This window comes from Rhodovulum sp. ES.010, from assembly GCF_900142935.1.
In the GTDB taxonomy this organism is placed as follows: Bacteria; Pseudomonadota; Alphaproteobacteria; order Rhodobacterales; family Rhodobacteraceae; genus Rhodovulum.
Genome location: NZ_FSRS01000001.1, coordinates 2,246,434 through 2,264,166, shown reverse-complemented (window position 1 = coordinate 2,264,166; position 17,733 = coordinate 2,246,434). Strand labels below are relative to the sequence as shown.

The 17,733-nt window shown below is 68.4% G+C and carries 14 protein-coding genes; 2 read left to right on the top strand and 12 right to left on the bottom strand.

All coding sequences use genetic code 11. From position 1 onward, the window contains the following. Positions 1-9: 9 nt before the first annotated feature. The 12 genes from BUR28_RS11040 to BUR28_RS10985 form a co-directional block, all read right to left on the bottom strand. Entirely contained in the window at positions 10-519 is a 510-nt protein-coding gene (locus tag BUR28_RS11040) for a hypothetical protein (RefSeq protein WP_074220170.1), read from the bottom strand. A 6-nt stretch (positions 520-525) separates the two neighbouring features. Continuing rightward, positions 526-2,364, bottom strand: a complete 1,839-nt coding sequence (locus BUR28_RS11035; protein ID WP_074220169.1) for a DUF294 nucleotidyltransferase-like domain-containing protein — start codon at positions 2,362-2,364, stop codon at positions 526-528. A gap of 112 nt (positions 2,365-2,476) precedes the next feature. Next, positions 2,477-4,264 (bottom strand): sodium:solute symporter family protein, encoded by a 1,788-nt coding sequence (locus tag BUR28_RS11030; protein WP_074220168.1) that lies wholly within the window; start codon positions 4,262-4,264, stop codon positions 2,477-2,479. 4 nt (positions 4,265-4,268) lie between these two features. Then, positions 4,269-4,529: a DUF4212 domain-containing protein gene (locus BUR28_RS11025; protein WP_074220167.1), complete on the bottom strand. Its 261-nt coding sequence runs from the start codon at positions 4,527-4,529 to the stop codon at positions 4,269-4,271. A gap of 71 nt (positions 4,530-4,600) precedes the next feature. Then, positions 4,601-6,574, bottom strand: coding sequence for an acetate--CoA ligase (acs, locus tag BUR28_RS11020; RefSeq protein WP_074220166.1), 1,974 nt, complete (start codon positions 6,572-6,574; stop codon positions 4,601-4,603). Positions 6,575-6,766: 192 nt separating this feature from the next. Further along, a complete protein-coding gene (locus BUR28_RS11015) occupies positions 6,767-8,683 on the bottom strand; it encodes a monovalent cation:proton antiporter-2 (CPA2) family protein (protein ID WP_074220165.1) in 1,917 nt (638 codons plus the stop codon). Positions 8,684-8,844: 161 nt separating this feature from the next. Then, a complete protein-coding gene (locus BUR28_RS11010) occupies positions 8,845-9,225 on the bottom strand; it encodes a Na+/H+ antiporter subunit G (RefSeq protein ID WP_074220164.1) in 381 nt (126 codons plus the stop codon). A 10-nt stretch (positions 9,226-9,235) separates the two neighbouring features. After that, positions 9,236-9,505 carry a K+/H+ antiporter subunit F gene (locus BUR28_RS11005; RefSeq protein WP_074220163.1) on the bottom strand — a complete coding sequence of 90 codons (270 nt, stop codon included), beginning with the start codon at positions 9,503-9,505 and terminating at the stop codon, positions 9,236-9,238. Continuing rightward, on the bottom strand, positions 9,502-9,993 hold the full coding sequence (locus tag BUR28_RS11000) for a Na+/H+ antiporter subunit E (protein WP_074220162.1): 492 nt from the start codon (positions 9,991-9,993) through the stop codon (positions 9,502-9,504). Before BUR28_RS11000 ends, BUR28_RS11005 begins: the two co-directional genes overlap by 4 nt. A 3-nt stretch (positions 9,994-9,996) precedes the next feature. Further along, positions 9,997-11,547, bottom strand: a complete 1,551-nt coding sequence (locus tag BUR28_RS10995; RefSeq protein ID WP_074220161.1) for a monovalent cation/H+ antiporter subunit D — start codon at positions 11,545-11,547, stop codon at positions 9,997-9,999. Continuing rightward, positions 11,544-11,909, bottom strand: a complete 366-nt coding sequence (locus tag BUR28_RS10990; protein WP_074220160.1) for a Na+/H+ antiporter subunit C — start codon at positions 11,907-11,909, stop codon at positions 11,544-11,546. The genes BUR28_RS10995 and BUR28_RS10990 overlap by 4 nt, the downstream gene beginning before the upstream one ends. A gap of 1 nt (position 11,910) precedes the next feature. After that, positions 11,911-14,784, bottom strand: a complete 2,874-nt coding sequence (locus BUR28_RS10985; RefSeq protein WP_074220159.1) for a monovalent cation/H+ antiporter subunit A — start codon at positions 14,782-14,784, stop codon at positions 11,911-11,913. Positions 14,785-15,126: 342 nt separating this feature from the next. Between BUR28_RS10985 and BUR28_RS10980 the strand changes: the two genes are divergently transcribed. Next, the gene (locus tag BUR28_RS10980) at positions 15,127-16,371 is read left to right on the top strand and encodes an ABC transporter substrate-binding protein (protein WP_074220158.1); all 1,245 of its coding nucleotides are present in this window, start codon (positions 15,127-15,129) and stop codon (positions 16,369-16,371) included. 93 nt (positions 16,372-16,464) lie between these two features. Then, a complete protein-coding gene (locus BUR28_RS10975; RefSeq protein ID WP_074220157.1) occupies positions 16,465-17,733 on the top strand; it encodes a branched-chain amino acid ABC transporter permease in 1,269 nt (422 codons plus the stop codon).

The following is a 17,733-nucleotide window of genomic DNA, read 5'->3' as shown; positions in this document are numbered from 1 at the left end:
CCTTTCTCCTCAGCTTGCGCCGCACACGGCGCGGATCAGCGGGTCGTCCGGCCCCAGCGGCCGCCAGTCCGCCTGCGCGGGGGCGGCCAGCGCGGCGTCGGTCACGTCGGCGCGCGCCGCGGCGTCGCAATCGACCAGCACCGGAATCGACCGGGTCGGCTGCCAGCGCGCAAAGGCGTAAAGCGTCACCAGCCGCACGCCCGGCGCGTCCTCCCGCGTCGCCGCGCCCGCGACATCGGCGGCCATCAGCCGCGTCACCTGCGGCGCGAGATAGGTCCAGGGCTTCCACGGCCTGCGTTCGGCGACGCGGTCCACCTCGACCACCCCCTCGGGCAGGCCCGCCACCGTGCGGCTCGCCCAGCTGTATTCCGACCAGACCGCGTAGCCGATCATCGCCGCCCCCGCCGCGACCGGCACCAGCCAGCGGGGCAGGCGCCGCCCCGTCGCGCGGTTCAGCACCAGCACGATCCCGGCGGCCGCGAAGGCGGCGACGAAGCTTGCGATGAGTTCGAGGAACATCCGCCGCTACCCCAGAGAGCCGCGGCCCTGGCCGACCGCCGATTGCATCGTCTTGATGACCATGAAGGCGTCGCGCAAGTGGTTGCGTTCCAGTTCCGACAACTGCCCCGGCGCCATGAAGTTGTCGGGCGCCCGGCCCGCGCCGATCTGCTCGGCCTGGTGGCGCAGCCGCGTCTCGGCGATCAGGTCGTAGGCGTCGATCAGGTCATGCGCGCCCGATTGCGAGATCACGCCCGCCTCGCGCGCCACCTCCAGCCGCTCGCGCGTGTTCACCGCCTCCAGCGCGCCCTTCAGCGCGTAGGCCCGGCCGAGATCCACCACCGGCACCACGCCCGACAGCTTGAGGTCCAGCGTGTCCTTGTGCTCGCCCGACCGGATCAGGGCGAAGCCGCGGAACAGGCCGAGCGGCGGCGTGTGCTTCAGCGAGTTCGACACCATGTGCGCCACGAAGATCGAGTTCTTGCGCGCCATCGCCAGCGTCTCGGCCTGCAAGTCGGCGAACAGCTCGGGCGTGCCCCCGATGGGCCGCAGGTCGAACATCACCGAGGCCAGCATCTGCGCCTCGGTGTCGGGCTGGGCGATCCAGCCCGCGAAATACTCGCGCCAGACCCGGCGCGGCTGACGCCAGCGCGGGTTGGTGGCCATCATGTCGCCGGGGCAATAGACGAAGCCGCAGGTGTTCAGCCCGTCCGAGACGAAGCGGGCCAGGTCGGCGAAATAGGCGTCGTGCTCGGGCCGGGCGGCATCGTCCAGGATCAGGCAGTTGTCCTGGTCGCTGACGCCGGTCTGCTCGCGCCGGCCCTGGCTGCCGCAGGCGAGCCACAGGTAGGGCACCGGCGGCGGGCCCAGCTTCTCCTCGGCCAGGGCCAGCAGGCGCCGGGTGACCGCGTCGGTGATGTCGGTGATCCGCCGCGAGATCGCGTGCGGCCCCACGCCCGACCGGACAAGCTGCGCCAGGAGCCCCGGCACCTCGGCCACCACCCCCGCCATCTCCTCGGCAGAGCGCGCATCGACGATCTCGACGATCATGTGGCTGGCGGTCGCGGCCTGCTGGCGGAACAGGTCGGTGCGCCCGATCAACCCCACGATGCGGCCGGCCTCGGCCACCGGCAGGTGGCTGATATTGTGGTCGGCCAGCATCATCAGCGCGTCGAGCCCCAGCGCCTCGGGCGCGATGGTGATCAGGTCCGCGGTCATCACCCGGGCGACCGGGGTCGTGCCGTCCAGCCCCTCGGCCAGCACCTTGTTGGTCAGGTCGCGCACGGTGACGATGCCTGCCGGTGCCGCGCCCTCCATCACGATCGCCGAGGAAATGCCGTTCTCACGCATGATCCGCGCGGCCTCGGTCACGGTCGCGCCGACCGGGCAGGTGACCGGCGTGGCGGTCATCAGGTCGGCCACCTTCAGCGCGGTCAGGCCCGCCGCCTCGTCGCCAGTGTCGGCGACCCGGCCGGGCACCGCCCGGCGGAACCAGTCGGCAAAGGCCGGCACGTCGTCCATCAGGTCGTGGAACTCGGCCTTGGGCACCAGCAGCGCCGTGACCGCGCTGCGCGCCCGCGCGGTCAGCGTCGCGCGCCCGAACCGCAGCAGCCCGCGTTCGCCGACCACGTCGCCGGGGCCGCGATGCGCGATCACGTCCGAACCCGCGCTCTCGATATCGACCTCGCCCGCGACGATCACGTAAAGCCCGTCGAGCTTCTCGCCCTCGCGGCAGATCGTCTGCCCGACCCCGGTCTCGAGCCGCCGCACACGGCCCGTCAGCCCGTCCCGCGCGTCCTCGGGCAGCAAGTCGAAGGGCGGAATCGCGGTCAGCTCTGCGAGGAGATCGGCCTCGGCGTCGGACATGCGCGCCTCCTGCGCGGATTGCCGGTCATGAAACAACCTAAAAGGAGGAGGACCCGCCGGGAAATTCCGGTCGGGGCAGAGGGGGCGGCGGCCCGCCCCCTCCGGTGTTGCGTCAGTGGTCGGCCGCGGCCGCGGCGGCGCCGCGCGGGACGCGCACGCTTTCGACCAGGTCCTTGATCTCTTCCGGCGTCTCCTTCGTCATGCTCGCCACGACATAGGCGGTGGCGAAGTTGATCGCCGCACCGACCGCGCCGAACGAGGTCGACTTGATCGTGAACAGCAGCGGATCGCTGTCGTCGAAGCTGTTGGTGCCGGGGATGAAGAACCAGCCCTTGTGCAGGAAGATGTAGACCAGCGTGGTGATCAGGCCCGCCAGCATCCCCGCGACCGCGCCCACGTTGTTGATGCGCGTCGAGAAGATGCCCATCATCAGCGCCGGGAAGATCGAGGCCGCGGCCAACCCGAAGGCCAGTGCCACGGTCTGCGCGGCGAAGCCCGGCGGGTTGAGCCCCAGATAGGTCGCCACCACGATCGCCGCCGCCATCGCCAGCCGCGCCGACAACAATTCGCCGCGTTCCGAGATGTTGGGGTTGAGCGCCCCCTTGATCAGGTCGTGGCTCACCGCCGAGGAGATCGCGAGCAAGAGCCCCGCCGCCGTCGACAGCGCCGCCGCGAGGCCGCCGGCCGCGATCAGGCCGATCACCCAGGCGGGCAGGTTGGCGATCTCGGGGTTGGCGAGCACCAGGATGTCGCGGTTGAAGTTGGTCAGCTCGTTGCCTTGCCAGCCTTCGGCCTCCGCACGCTCCTGCATCTCGGGGCTCGCGTCGTTGTAGTACTGGATCAGCCCGTCGCCGTTCTTGTCTTCCCAGCCCAGAAGGCCGGTGACGCGCCAGGTTTCCATCCAGTCATAGGCCGGGTCGCTCTGGATCGTCTCGGTCGAGACGGCCTGCCCGTCGGTGCCGTTGGGCCACATCAGTTCGGTGATGTTCAGCCGCGCCATCGCGCCCACGGCCGGGGCCGTCAGGTAGAGAAGCGCGATGAAGACCAGCGTCCAGCCCGCCGACCAGCGCGCATCGGCCACCCGCGGCACGGTGAAGAACCGCATGATGACGTGCGGCAGACCCGCGGTGCCGATCATCAGCGACAGGGTGAACAGCACCATGTTGAACGTGTCGCCGTGGTGCATCGTGTATTCGCGGAAGCCCAGGTCCGTCACGATCTGGTCGAGCTTCTGCAACAGCGGCTCGCCCGACGCCTGGTGCTCGCCGAAGAGGCCGAGCGCCGGGATCGGGTTGCCGGTCAGCTGCAGCGAGATGAAGATCGCCGGGATCGTGTAGGCCAGGATCAGCACCACATATTGCGCGACCTGGGTGTAGGTGACGCCCTTCATGCCGCCGAACACCGCGTAGGCGAAGACGACCGCCGCCCCGATCAAGAGGCCGGTGGTGTTGTCCACCTCGAGGAAGCGGCCGAAGGCCACGCCCACGCCGGTCATCTGGCCGATCACGTAGGTGATCGAGGCGACGATCAGGCAGACCACCGCCACCATGCGCGCGGTCTGGCTGTAGAACCGGTCGCCGATGAACTCCGACACGGTGAACTTGCCGAACTTCCGCAGGTAGGGCGCCAGCAGCAGCGCCAGCAGCACGTAGCCGCCGGTCCAGCCCATCAGGAAGGTCGAGTTGTCATAACCGACAAAGGCGATGAGGCCCGCCATCGAGATGAAGGAGGCCGCCGACATCCAGTCGGCCGCGGTGGCCATGCCGTTGGTCACGGGGTGGACGCCGCGGCCCGCGGCGTAGAACTCGGAGGTGGACCCGGCGCGGGCCCAGATCGCGATACCGATATAGAGCGCGAACGAGGCGCCCACGAAGATCAGGTTGATGACGAATTGGCTCATGGTCTCACTCCTCGTCCACGCCGAACTTGCGATCCAGCCGGTTCATGCGCCACGCGTAGAAGAAGATCAGGCACAGGAAGACCAGGATCGAGCCTTGCTGGGCGAACCAGAAGCCCAGATCGGTGCCGCCGACGCTGATGCCGGACAGCAGCGGGCGCAGGATGATCCCGAAGCCGAACGAGACTGTGGCCCATATGACGAGGCTTATGACGATGAGGCGAAGGTTGGCCTTCCAGTAGGCCATTGCGGCGTCCTTGTCGGACATGGAGCAGTTCCTCCCGTTGCGGGTTGAAGGGCCGGGCGCGCCTCCCGCGCGCCCGGTGTCTTGCGCGGGGCTCAGCCCCGGTTCATCCTGTTTTCGATGAGGTCGTCGACCACCGAGGGGTCGGCGAGGGTGGAGGTGTCGCCTAAGGTGCCGTAGTCGTTCTCGGCGATCTTGCGCAGGATGCGGCGCATGATCTTGCCCGAGCGGGTCTTGGGCAGGCCCGGCGCCCACTGGATCAGGTCGGGCTTGGCGATCGGGCCGATCTCGGTGCGGACCCACTTCTCCAGTTCCTTCTTCAGCGCGTCGGTGGGGTCGACCTCGTTCATCAGCGTGACATAGGCGTAGATGCCCTGGCCCTTGATCTCGTGCGGGTAGCCGACGACCGCCGCCTCGGCCACCGCGGCATGGGCCACCAGCGCGGATTCGACCTCCGCGGTGCCCATCCGGTGGCCGCTCACGTTGATCACGTCGTCGACGCGCCCCGTCACCCAGTAATACCCGTCGGCATCGCGCCGGCAGCCGTCGCCGGAGAAGTAGTAGCCCTTGTAATGGCTGAAATAGGTGTCCTGGAAGCGCTCGTGATCGCCCCAGACCGTGCGCATCTGGCCGGGCCACGAATCCTTCAGGCAGAGCACGCCCTCGGCCACGGTGTCTTCGATCTCCTTGCCGGATTCGGGCTCCAGCACCACCGGCTGCACCCCGAAGAACGGCCGCGTGGCCGAGCCGGGCTTGGTCGGCGTGGCGCCGGGCAGGGGCGTCAGCAGGTGGCCGCCGGTCTCGGTCTGCCACCAGGTGTCGACGATCGGGCAGCGCCCCTGGCCGACATGGGTGTTGTACCACTCCCAGGCCTCGGGGTTGATCGGCTCGCCGACCGTGCCCAGCACCTTCAGCGACGACAGGTCGTATGTCTCGACCCACTCGGTGCCCTGGCCCATCAGCGCCCGGATCACCGTGGGCGCGGTGTAGAACTGGTTGACCTTCAGGTCCTGGCAGATCCGCCAGAAGCGGCCCGCGTCGGGGTAGGTGGGCACGCCCTCGAACATCACGGTGGTGGCCCCGTTCGCCAGCGGCCCGTAGACGATGTAGCTGTGCCCGGTGACCCAGCCCACATCGGCGGTGCACCAGAACACGTCGCCCTCGTGATAGTCGAAGACGTATTCATGGGTCATCGCGGCATAGACGAGATAGCCGCCCGAGCTGTGCACCACGCCCTTGGGCTTGCCGGTCGATCCGCTCGTGTAGAGGATGAACAGCGGATGCTCGGCGCCCAGTTCGCGGGCCGGGCAGTCGGGCGAGGCATGGTCCATCAGCGCCAGCACGTCGACGTCGCGCCCGTCGATCCAGGTGGTCTGGTCGCCGGTATGCTTGACCACCATGCAGCGCACCTTGTCCGAACAGTGCAGAAGGGCCGCGTCGGTATTGGCCTTGAGGTTGGTCTTGCGCCCGCCCCTGGGCGCGGTGTCGGCGGTGATGACGACCTTGGCGCCGCAATCGTTGATCCGGTTGGCCAGCCCGTCCGAGGAGAACCCCGCGAAGACGATGGAATGGATCGCGCCGATCCGCGCGCAGGCCAGCATCGCGTAGGCGGCCTCGGGGATCATCGGCAGGTACAGCACCACCCGGTCGCCGCGCATCACGCCCTGGCTGAGCAGGACGTTGGCCATCCGGTTCACCTTCTCGTGCAGCTCCCGGTAGGTGATGTGCAGGGTTTCCGCGTCGGGCTCGTCCGGCACCCAGATGATCGCGTCCTGGTCGCCGCGGGTCTTGAGGTGGCGGTCGATGCAGTTGGCGGCGACGTTCAGCGTGCCGTCGCGGAACCAGTGGATCTCGACCTCGCCCATCCTGAAGTTGGTGTTCTTGACCTCGGTATAGGGCTTGATCCAGTCCAGCCGACGCCCGTGCTCCCCCCAGAACGCCTCCGGATCCGCGACCGACGCGCGATACATCTCCTCATACCGCGACGCGTCGATATGGGCGCCGGATACGAACTCCGCGCTGGGGGGGTGCATCACATCGGCGGCGTCATCGCTCGTCGTCACGGTCATTCGGCTGTCTCCTTGTGCGTCTTGGGAAGGCCGCAAGGCGGCGCTGCCATTAACGGTTCCGGGTTTTTACTAGAAACTGTAAAAAATCAACGCGTCAATCGCGACGAACGGTCAATATTGTGAATGTTCTGACCGGGATTCGGGCCGGTTCTGTAAATTCGTTTACAAAAGGCGGGGCGGCCCCACGGCCCGTCACGACCGGTTCTCGGGGCCGCCCTCGGCGAAGACATCGGCGGGCGAGTCGGGGGCGGCATGGCTGCGCGGGCTCGCCTCGTGCAGCGGCGCCTCCGCGAAGGCGGTTTCCAGATCGGCATTGAGCTGCCGGCTCATCGCCACGTAATCGGCGTTCTCCTCGATCGGCACGCCGGGCTTCCAGACCTTCGCAAGGTCGCGCAGCGCGGCGCGCTCGAACTCGTAGAAGGTCGTGACCGCGTTCTCGGCCTCCACCGTGGTCAGCCCGGTCTTTTCCAGCGCGTAGCGCCCGGCGTTCAGCGCGCTGTCGAAGAGTTCGCGCACGGTCTCGTCGGCGCCGGCGCGGTAGAGCTCGAAGGCATGGACCCGGTCGCGGGCGCGGGCGATGATGTGCAGGTCGGGGCGGATGCGGCGGGCATAGCTGACAAGCTGTTCGGTGGCCGCCGGGTCGCCGAGGCAGACCACCAGCACCTCGGCGGTCTCGATCCCGGCCGAGGCCAGCAGTTCGGGGCGCGTGAGGTCGCCGTAATAGGCCTTGAAGCCGAGCCGGCGCAGCCGCTGCACCGCCTTCAGGTCGTGGTCGATGACGGTGGTGCGGTGCCCGGTCATCGTCAGCAGCCGGTTCACCGTCTGGCCGAAGCGGCCCATGCCCGCCACGATCACCGGGTGCTTTTCCTCGATATGGTCGTGGTCCGGGCGCTCGCCGCCCGCGCCCCCGCTCTGCCAGCGGACCATCAGCTCGTGCAGGATGAACAGCGCCGGCGTGATCAGCATCGACAGCGCGATCACCAGGGTCGACATGTTCGCCACCGCCGCGGGCAGGATGTTCTGCGAGGCGGCGAAGGCCGACAGCACGAAGCCGAACTCGCCGGCCTGGGCCAGGCCCAGCGTGAACAGCCAGCGGTTGTCGCGGTCGAGCCGGAAGGCCACCGCCAGCCCGTAGAGGACGGCGACCTTGATCATCACCAGGCCCACCACGTAGACCGGCACCAGCACCGGCGCCTCGCGGACGATCGAGAAATCCATCCCGGCGCCGACGGTGATGAAGAACAGTCCCAGAAGCAGCCCCTTGAACGGCTGGATCGAGCTTTCCAGCTCGTGCCGGAACTCGCTGTTGGCCAGCACCACGCCCGCGAGGAACGTGCCGAGCGCGGGCGAGAGCCCGACCATCAGCATCAGCGAGGCGATGCCCGCCACGATCACCAGCGCCATCGCGGTGTTCAACTCGCGCAGCCGCGCCGACTGCACGTAGCGGAAGAGCGGCCGCACCAGGTAATGCCCGGCGAAGATCGTGCCCAGCACCGCGCCCAGCGTGACCAGCGTCACCCCCCAGGCGGGTAGCCCCGCGATCAGGCTGACCGTGCCGTGGCCGCCATGCGCCTCCTCTCCCGCGCCATGGGCCCCGGCCACCGCGAGGAACGGCATCAACGCCAGCATCGGGATCACCGCGATGTCCTGCATCAGGAGCACCGAGAAGGTGCTGCGCCCGCCGGGCGTGTTCATCAGCTTCTTCTCGGACAGGGTCTGCAGCACGATGGCCGTCGACGACAGCGAGAAGATCATCCCCATCGCCAGCGCCGCCTGCCAGGTCTGGCCGAAGACCAGCGCCGCGGCGGTGACCAGCGCCAGCGTGATGGTGATCTGCAGGCCGCCCAGCCCGATCAGCTTGTCGCGCATCGACCAGAGCACCCGCGGTTCCAGCTCCAGCCCGATCAGGAACAGCATCATCACCACGCCGAACTCGGCGACGTGGCGCAGGTTGTCCATCTCGGCGCCGACCAGCCCCAGCACCGGCCCGATGGCGATGCCGATCAGCAGGTAGCCCAGCACCGAGCCGAGCCCCAGCCGCGTCGCGATGGGCACCGCCAGCACGATCGCGCCCAGGTAGAGCGTCGCTTGAAAGAGGAGGCTTTCCATTCTCTGACCTGCCGGTTCGGGAAACACGGGACCAAGGGGCGCCCGGCGTTCCGGCCCCGGCGCGTCGCGTGCAGGGCAGCCGGCGAGTCGACCCCCGCGCGAGCCTAATCATAGACGCACGCGCGGCAAGGCCAAAGGGGGCGTGGGCGTCGCCCGCCGCGCTAGTCCTTGTCCGCCTCGGGCGCGGTGGGCGGCTCGTCGTAGAGCGACCATCCGAAATCGCGGTCCGTCGGCGGCAGGTCCTCGGCGCGGCAATGCGCCTGCATGAAGGTCTTGGCGATGAAGTTCGCGGTGATCGGCGCGGTCAGGAACAGGAACACGGTGATCAGGAACTCGTGGAACGAGAAGCTCTGATCCACCACCGAGAAGTAGAGCATCGAGGCGATCAGCACGCCGCCCACGCCCAGCGTCGTGGCCTTGGTGGGGCCGTGCAGCCGTTGCATCGTGTCGCGCAGCTTGATCAGCCCGAACGAGCCGACGAAGCCGAACACCCCGCTGACGACCAGGAAGAACGCGATCAGGAATTCGACGAGCATGCTCATGGGGCCGGCCTCACTCGATGATGTCGCCGCGCAGGACGAAGCGGCAATAGGCCACCGTCGAGACGAAGCCGACCATCGCCACCAGCATCGACGCCTCGTAGTAGACCGCCGTGCCCTGCCAGATCCCGTAGAGGATCAGAATCGCGATCAGGTTGATGACCATGGTGTCCAGCGCGAGGATGCGGTCGGCGATGTCGGGGCCCCGGGTGATCCGCCACAGATTGGCCAGAAGCCCCAGCCCGTAGCAGCCGAAGGCGAAGATCAGCGCCGCCTCGATCATTCGAAAATCTCCTTCAGTCGCGTCTCGTAGCGCGCCTTGATCGTGTCGCGCACCTCGTCGGGGTCGTCGGCGTGCAGGCAATGCACCAGGATCGCGCCGCCATCGGCCGACAGCATCGTCGAGACCGTGCCCGGCGTCATCGTGATGGTCCCCGCCAGCACCGAGATCGCCTCCGCCGAGGTCAGGTCCAGCGGCACGGGGATCCAGCGCGAGCGGATGTCGGCATTGCGCTTGAACACGATGATCCGCGCCACCTCGATATTGGCCACGACGATGTCCCACAGCACGACCAGCGCGTATTCCGCGATCTTCAGCGGCCGGCGCAGCCGCGGGCGGTTGGGCCAGTAGGCGGCCGTGACCAGCGGCACCACGGTGCCCAGCACCGCGCCCAGGACCAGGTTGCCCGGCGTCACCTTGTTGGCGAGGCCCAGCCAGACCAGCGTCAGCGTGACGCTCAGGATCGGGTGCGGAAAGACGCGTTGCAGCATGGATCAGCCCTCCCCGTCCCGGCCCAGCACGGCCTCGACATAACCGGCGGGGTCGAAGAGCTGGGCCGAGCTGCGCTCCAGGTAGTCGGTGACCGGCCCGGCGAAGACCGCCAGCGCGACCAGCGCGGCGAGCGCCGCCATGGTGGGCGCCACCGCCAGCGCGCCGGCCGGGTGCATTTCGGGGCGGGCGTCTTCTGGCGCGTCGCCCCCGGCGGGCACATGGGCGGCCACCGCGGTCGATTTCCAGAACAGCACGCTGCCCGCCCGCGCGAGCCCCACGATGATCAGCAGCGAGCCGCCGAGGATCGTGACCCAGCCCAGCGTCATCAGCCCCGGCGCGCGCAGCGCGTCGAGCAGCATCAGCTTGCCCAGGAACCCGCTGAGCGGCGGCATCCCCGCCATCGCCAGCGCGCCCCCGAAGAACAGCGCGGCGAACAGCCCGTTCTGCACCGTGGCCGGCGCCGCGGACAGCCGGTCGCCCTCGGGCCTGCGGGCCAGCACCAGGTCGGCCAGCAGGAACAGCGCCGCCGCGGCGAAGGTCGAGTGCAGCAGGTAGTAGAGCGCCGCGGTCATCGCCCAGGGCGTGAAGGCCGCCACGCCCAGCATCAGCGTGCCCATCGAGGCCACCACCGAGAAGGCGAGCATCGGCATCAGCCGCCGCGCGCCCAGCACGCCCACCGCGCCGAGCGCCAGGGTGACGGCGGCGGCGGGGTAGAGCCAGTCCCCCGGCAGTCCGGCCGTCGCCGCGACGTCGGGGCCGAAGACCACCGTGTGCACCCGCACGATCGAATAGGCGCCGACCTTGGTCATGATCGCGAACAGCGCCGCGACCGGGGCGGGCGCGTTGGCATAGGTCGCCGGCAGCCAGAACTGGATCGGGAACAGCGCCGCCTTGATTGCGAAGACGATCATGAACAGCATCGCCGCCACGCGCACCAGCGCCGCGTCCTCCAGCGGCATCTCGCGCACCTTCACCGCCAGGTCGGCGATGTTGAGCGTGCCGGTCGTGGCGTAGATCGTGCCCAGCGCGAACAGGAACAGCGTGGAGCCGGCGAGGTTCATCACCACGTATTGCAGCCCCGCCTGCAGCCGCACCTTGCCGCCGCCATGGATCATCAGCCCGTAGGACGCGATCAGCAGCACCTCGAAGAACACGAACAGGTTGAACGCGTCGCCGGTCAGGAAGGCGCCGCAGATGCCCATGATCTGGAACTGGAACAGCGCGTGGAAATGCCGCCCGCGCGCGTCCCAGCCGGTCGCGGTCGCATGGGTCAGCACGATCAGCGCCAGCACCGAGGTCAGAAGCACCAGCATCGCCGAGAGCCGGTCGAGCACCAGAACGATGCCGAAGGGCGCGGGCCAGTCGCCCAGCGCGTAGGAGAATGTCTCGCCGCCGGCGGCGGCCACCGTCAGGCCCACCGAGATCGCGACGAGCGCCACGGTACCGGCAAAGGAGGCGGCGCGCGCCAGCACCATGTCGTGGCGCATCACGAAGGCGATCAGCGGGGCCAGCAGGGCGGGTAGGATGACCGGCGCGATGATCCAGTGGCTCATGCCGCGCCGTCCTTCCTGCCGGGTTCGTTGTCCTCGGGATCGGTCAGGTCGATCCGGTCATGGTCGGCCTCCAGATAGGCGCCGAGCGCGATCATCACCAGCACCGCCGTCATCCCGAACGAGATCACGATGGCGGTCAGCACCAGCGCCTGGGGCAGCGGGTCGGTATAGGTCGCCTCGCCGTATTTCTGCAGGACGGGCGGCGCGTTGATCGCCAGCCGCCCGGTCGAGAACAGGAAGATGTTGACCGCGTAGGACAGCATCGCCAGGCCCAGGATCACCGGGAAGGTGCGCAGCCGCAGCACCAGGTAGACCCCGCCCGCGGTCAGCACGCCCACCGAACTCGCCACCACGAATTCCATATCAGATGTCTCCGTTCCGCATCGCCTCGACGCGCTGCGAGGGGTCGTAATCCATCGGCTCGACATTCACCGTCTCGCCCGCGTAGCGCGCGATCCGCGACAGGCTGTAAAGCGCCAGCATCACCGCGCCCAGCACCGTCAGGAACACGCCGAGGTCGAACAGGAAGGCCGAGCCGATGCCGAATTCCTCGATCAGAGGCAGATCGACATAGCCATAGGCGCTGGTCAGGAACGGCTTGCCCGCCAGCCAGGCCCCCGCGCCGGTCAGCCCCGCGACCGCGACGCCCCAGCCGATCATCGCGTGGAACTCGATCCGCTGGCGCGCCTGCGCCCAGGCGAAGCCCGAGGCCATGTACTGCATCAGAAGCGCGATCGAGATCACCAGCCCCGCGATGAAGCCGCCGCCCGGCTGGTTGTGCCCGCGCAGGAAGATGTAGACGCCGACGACCACCGCGATGGGCATCATCGCCCGCGTCGCCACCACCATCATCAGCGGGTGCCGGTCGCGCGAGCGGTCCTGCGAATAGTCGGTATTGCGCAGCCGCCGCGCCGCCGGGCCGTTCAGGAGCCCCTCCATCAGCGCGAAGATGGTCAGCCCCGCGATCCCCAGCACGATGATCTCGCCATAGGTGTCGTAGCCGCGGAAATCGACGAGGATCACGTTGACCACGTTGGTGCCGCCGCCGCCGGTATAGGAATTGGCGAGGTGGAAGTCCGAGATCGTCGAGAAGTCATGCCGCAGGAACGCCATGGCCAGCGCGGTGACGGCGACGCCCGCCACCGCCGCGATCACCCCGTCGCGCACCCGCAGCGCCAGCGGGCTTTCCTTCGGCGTGTGCTTGGGCATGAAATGCAGCGCCAGAAGCAGCAGCATGATCGTCACGGTTTCCACCGAGATCTGCGTCAGCGCGAGGTCCGGCGCCGAGAGGTAGACGAAGCCCACCGAGATCATCAGCCCGATCACCCCGATCAGCACCAGCGACTGGAACCGGCGCCGGTGCATGGTCACGACCAGAAGCGTCGCCGCGACCAGCAGCAGCCAGCCGATCGCCGCCACCGGCGGAATCGGCAGCATCGGCCGCGTGGGCGGGCCGAGGCCGCCGCCGGTCCAGGCGGCATAGCCCAGCGCCAGCGTCGCGGCGATGAAGATCGCCAGGTAGCGGCTGATCGCGCCGTTGTGCAGCCCGTCGGTGAACCGCTGCGACAGCCCCGCCACCCCGCCGACCAGCGCATCGAAGATCGCCTTGGCCTCGGGGCGCGGCGCGGCCCGCCAGAGCCGGTCCAGCGGCCGGTGCAGCGCGAGGATCACCAGGCCGCCCGCCACTGCGATGATCGACATGATCAGCGCCGCGTTCACCCCGTGCCAGATCTTCAGCGAGTAATAGGGCAGTTCGCCGCCCCCGATGACCGCGCCGCCCGCCACCGCCACCAGCGGGCCCACGATGACCGCCGGCAGCACGCCGATCAGCACCACGAACACCGCGAGGAACGCGGGCGCCGCCCACATGCCGAAAGGCGGGTCGTGCGGTTTCGACGGGTAATCGTCACGCACCGGCCCCAGGAACACATGCGCGATGAAGCGGAACGAATAGGCCACCGACAACAGCGCGCCCAGCGTCGCCGCCACCGGCACCGCCCATGCGCTGCCGGCCCAGACGGTGTCCGAGGCCGCGTCCAGCATCATTTCCTTGGACAGGAACCCGTTGAACAGCGGAATCCCCGCCATCGACAGCGCCGTGACCATGCCGATCGCCGCCGTGATCGGCATCAGCTTCGCAAGCCCGCCCAGCCGCTTGATGTCGCGGGTATGTGCCTCGTGATCGACGATGCCCGCCGACATGAACAGCGCCGCCTTGAAGGTCAGGTGGTTGATGACGTGGAACACCGCGACGATGGCCGCGAATTTCGTCCCGAACCCCAGCAGCATCGTCAACAGGCCCAGGTGGCTGACCGTCGAGAACGCCAGAAGCGCCTTCAGATCGTCCTTGAAGATCGCGATCAGCGCGCCCAGCACCATGGTGATCAACCCGGTGGTCGCCACGATGTAGAACCACGCGTCGGTGCCGGCCAGCACCGGCCACATCCGCGCCAGCAGGAACACGCCCGCCTTCACCATGGTCGCCGAGTGCAGGTAGGCCGAGACCGGCGTGGGCGCGGCCATCGCGTGCGGCAGCCAGAAATGGAACGGGAACTGCGCCGATTTGGTGAACGCCCCGATCAGGATCAGGATCAGCGCCGGCAGGTACATGTCCGAGGCCCGGATCGCCTCGCCCTCGGCCAGGATGTCGGTCAGGTTGTAGCTGCCCGCGATATCGCCCAGGATCAGCATCCCCCCGATCATCGCCAGCCCCCCGGCCCCGGTGACGACCAGCGCCATCCGCGCCCCCTGCCGGCCCTCGGGCAGATGCTTCCAATAGCCGATCAGCAGGAACGAGGTCAGGCTGGTCAGCTCCCAGAAGATCAGCAACAGCAATATGTTGTCGGAAATCACGATGCCCAGCATCGCGCCCTGGAACAGCAGCAGATAGGTGTAGAACTGCCCCATCGGGTCCTCGCCCGACAGGTAGTAGCGGGCGTAAAGCGTGATCAGCAGCCCCATCCCGAGGATCATCCCCGCGAAGAGCATCCCCAGCCCGTCGAGGAAGAAGCTCGCCGACAGGCCGAGCTGCGGCAGCCATTCGATCTCGGCCCGGTAGACCTCGCCTTGCATCACGCCGGGCACCAGCAGCCCCAGCATCACCAGCGCGAGGATCGTCGGTATCGCGGTGAAGGTGGCGCAGGCCGTGCGCCCGGCGCGGATCATCAGGCCGGGGACGAGCGCGCCCAGAAAGGGCATCAGCGCGATGATCGGAAGCAGCGTGCCGGGATCGGTCATTCGGGGTCTCGAGCCATTGACGTCGCCCTATGCATAGACGGATTTGCAGCGACCGCAAACGCGATGGCGCGTTTCTCCCCGGCGCGATGCACAGCTGCCCGGATTCTCCCGCCCATTGCAAGCCGGCGCCGATCCCGCCCCGCATCCCGCCCGCCCGCGGGCCGGGGCCGTCCGGGCGCCGCCCGATTTCTGCCCATGCCCATGCTGCACCTGCGCGATAAGGGCGCAATTTGCGCCGCGCCGCCGAAATCGCCTAGGCTTGCGGGACGCGGAACGAAGAATCGTTCCAAGCCAAGGAGGCGGCGCATCAAGACGCCGCCCGAGAACAGGGAGACAGCATTCATGAAAACCCGGATTCGGTCTGTGACCGGCCTTGCCGCCGTCAGCCTTCTGGCCCTGGGCGCGGGCATGGCCGCCGCCCAGGACTGCCCGATCAGGATCGGCGCGCTGGCGCCGCTCTCGGCGCCTGGCACCGTGGTCGGCGGCGAGGCGATGCGCGACGCGATGATGATCGCCGAAGAGGATATCAACGCCGAAGGCGGCGTGCTCGGCTGCGAGATCGAGGTGGTGATCGGCGACAGCGAGGGCCTGCCCGAAAAGGCGACCGCCGTGATGGAACGCCTGATCACCCAGGACGGCGTCGTGGCCGTGGGCGGCGGCTATCACAGTTCGGTCGGCGTGGCGTCCAAGGACGTGGCCAACGAGCGCGGCGTTCCGGTCGTCTTCGCCGAGACCTGGAACGACACGATCACCGGCGACAAGCAGAAATACATCTTCCGCATCGCGCCGCTGTCGTCCTGGGCGTCCGCCACGATCTGGCAGTTCGCGCTGACGCTGCCGGATATCGGCAAGGTCGCGATCCTGACCGAGAACACCGATTACGGCATCCCCGCCTCGGAGGAAACCGCCCGCGGGCTGGAGACCGGCGGCGTGGAAAGCGTGATCTTCTCGGTCGATATCGGCACGCAGGACTATTCCGGCATCGTCAACCGGATCAAGGCCGAAGACCCCGACATGATCATCACGCTGGTCACCGGCGAGGCGGCCTACAACTTCACCCAGCAGGCGGCGGATGCCGGCATCGGCCCGCTCGACCTGCCCTTCGTCACCGGCCAGGACGCGCTGGAATCGGGCGCCTACTGGGAGAACGTGCCCGACGGGCAATACGCCTTCGTCCAGCGCATCGGCGTGCCCGAAAGCCAGTTCACCGAGAAGGGCAAGGCCTTCGCCGCGACCTACAAGGAACGCACCGGCAAGTCCGACGTCGAGAGCTACGCGATGGAGGCGTATGACTCGATCGCGATCATCGTCCAGGCGATCGAGGAGGCCGGGTCCACCGACGGCGACGCCCTCGTGACCGCGCTCGAAAGCATCGAGCACGAGGGCACGCTGGGCAAGATCTACTTCCCCTATGGCAGCCAGAAGGACCCCTCCGAGGACGACCGCGGCGACGAGTGGTGGCACCAGTGGCCCGACCCGGCGCTGACGATGATTCAGTACCAGGAAGAGGGCCAGCCTTCCTCCGAGGCGGCCATCGTCTATCCCGACGCCTACAAGACCGCCGATCCGGTCATCGTGAACCAGTAGGGTTCGCGGCACCGGGCGGGCGCGCGCACCGCGCGCCCGTCCTCCCACCGGGGGCCAACCCCCGGGGCGTTCCGGGCAATTTCGGGGGACAACGTGGAAACACCGGCCATCTTCTGGGGTGTCGTCCTGTGGATGATCCTCTGGGGCGTTCTGGGCAGCATGGCGCTGAGGCGCCGCTACCTCGCCCGCGATCTCGACACCACCAACGCCAATTTCGTCGGCGCGATGGCGGGCGCCGCGCTCGGCCCCGTGGGCGTGGGGCTTCTCTGGGCGCGCACGCCCGCGCTGACCGGGCGGATCATCGTGGCGCTCGGGCTTCTGGCGGTGGTGGTCATCGCCGCGGCCTTCGCCTTTGCCGATCCCGGCAACAACTGCGTGACCAACGGCTCCTTCGTCGCCAGCCAGATCGCCAACGGGCTGATCATCGGCATCATCTACGGCTTCATGGCGCTGGGGCTGACGCTGATCTTCTCGATCCTCGGCGTGGTCAGCTTCGCCCATGGCGAGTTCTACATGATCGGCGGCATGCTGGTCTATTACATCACCGTGGTCTGGCTGCCCGGCGTGCCGCCGCTGGTGGGCGTGCTCGGCGCCTGCGCCATCGCCTTCGTGGTCGGCGCGGTGTTCGAGCGGCTGATGCTCACGCCGATGTATGACGGCCGCGTGGATCGCCCCGTGGAATACGGCATCCTCGCGACCTTCGGGCTCGCCTTCACGATCCAGTATTTCGTCCAGGCGTTGCACGGCGCGAACCCCGTCAAGGTGCAGCGCTATATCGACTTCCCGCGCTTGCGCTGGCCCGAGGAGGCCGATCCGCACTGGATCGCGACCAGCCGCGGAAACCTGACGCTTTTCGACACGATCTCGGTCTCGAACCCCCGTTTCGTGGCCGCGGTGACCTGCATTCTTGTCCTTCTGGCCCTTCTCTACCTGTTGCACCGCACCTGGACCGGCCGCGCGCTGCGCGCCGTCTCCCAGGACCGCGAGGCCGCCGCCATCGCCGGGATCGACCCCGACCGGATGAACATGCTGGCCTTCGCGCTGGGGGGCATGATCGCCGCGCTGGCGGGCGCGCTCTTGGTGCAGGCGTTTTCCTGGCTGCCGCAGGTCGGCGCGATCCCGGCGATGCGCTCCTTCGTGATCGTGGTGCTGGGGGGGCTCGGCTCGCTGCCCGGCGCCTTCATCGGCGGCATCATGGTCGGCATGGTCGAGGCCGCGGGGACGGGCTGCATTCCCGACGCGCAGAAGGCCGCCTCCTATATCCCGGCCTACGGGATGATCGTGCTGACGCTGACCCTTCTGCTGCGTCCCACGGGGATGTTCGGCCGGCGCTATGCCAGCGGCTCGCACGGGGCGTTCTGA